Below are 1,345 nucleotides of genomic sequence, written 5' to 3' on the forward strand. Positions count from 1 at the left end.
TAATGATATGGTCCGCCCCAACCTCACCCCTAGCGACGTCAGTGGCTAAGCTTGAGGAAACCGAAACCACTGAGGTGTTCCATCATGGACAATTTACATATTCTTGGCATCGATCTAGGTAGACGTACATTTCACTGTATCGGACATGACCAGCATGGGCATGAGGTGTTTCGTAAGAAATTTAATCGGGCTCAACTGCTTTTATGGCTCTCTAATTTACCCCATACAACGGTGGCATTTGAGTCTTGCGGCGGCGCGCATTGGTTAGCCCGAAAATGTGAAAGTTATGGGCACGAAGCAAAACTCATCCCACCCCAATATGTGAAGCCCTATGTGAAGTCGAATAAAAACGATTTTATTGATGCAGCGGCGATTGCTGAAGCTGCATCCCGTCCATCAATGCGCTTTGCTGCCGTGAAGTCAGAAAACGCCCAGGTCATCAGTACCATCAATCGAGCAAGAGAGGCGTATATCAAAGAGCGCACAGCGACTATGCTCAGGATTGGGGGGATTCTCGTTGAATTTGGACTCAGTCTTCCCAAAGGCCATTCAACAATGAAAAAGTTATTTCAATGGATTGCAGAGCAAAACCAGTCACTGCCCCAGGCTTTAGTTTTGGAATTAAAAGAACTTCACGAGCATTACCTGTACCTCACTGAGCATGTTCAGAAGCAAGAACAAAAATTAATCAAAATGACATCTGATAATGAAATCGGTGAATTGCTTATGACGATCCCTGGTGTTGCTCATATCACAGCGAGCTCTTGCTTGGCTGAGATTGCCTCTCCGGGCAATTTCAAGTGTGGCCGTGATATGGCGGCATGGATAGGACTGGTTCCGAGACAGTACTCAACTGGCGGGAAAACCACATTATTAGGGATAAGCAAGCGAGGGAATAAAAGGCTCAGAACGTTATTTATTCATTGCGCCCGCGCTGTCTTATCTAAGCCAGAAACAACGGGAAAATGCTTCGAACCCTGGCTCACTAATCTGAGGGCAAGCAAACCTTTTAATGTTGTTGTTGTCGCACTGGCTAACAAGTTAGTGCGGATCGCCTGGGCTGTGATGAACTCACACCGTGCGTTCAACGCCAACAACCTTGCTTGCCAATAAACTCATTCACCCATTTTGCAATGACAATGATGACGATAACGGTCAATCGGCCAGATATGTAACCTGATGGCACAAATAGCACTGAGATGCTTGTACTGTTTTAAGGATTATCTGGCGCAGATATCATCGTGGAGCTGGAATGCGAGAGAGCTTCCAAGAGAGACTCCGAATACATTAGCGCAAACCACTCCCGTTAAAATTGTAGTTGCAAAAACGGGGCGGACCATACATT

Annotated in this window: 1 protein-coding gene; it reads left to right on the plus strand. The window is 46.2% G+C overall.

Features of this window, described 5'->3' with window-relative positions; all coding sequences use genetic code 11:
* Window positions 1-84 precede the first annotated feature (84 nt).
* Window positions 85-1,113, plus strand: a complete 1,029-nt coding sequence (locus L6J37_RS21165; protein WP_237796513.1) for an IS110 family transposase — start codon at window positions 85-87, stop codon at window positions 1,111-1,113.
* Window positions 1,114-1,345: the final 232 nt, after the last annotated feature.

The organism is Photobacterium sp. WH77 (assembly GCF_022014395.1).
Classification (GTDB): Bacteria; Pseudomonadota; Gammaproteobacteria; order Enterobacterales; family Vibrionaceae; genus Photobacterium; species Photobacterium arenosum.

Bases quoted from the DNA above. Each gene is read 5' to 3' on its own strand.
- L6J37_RS21165 (WP_237796513.1), top strand. From the start codon at position 85: ATGGACAATTTACATATTCTTGGCATCGATCTAGGTAGACGTACATTT.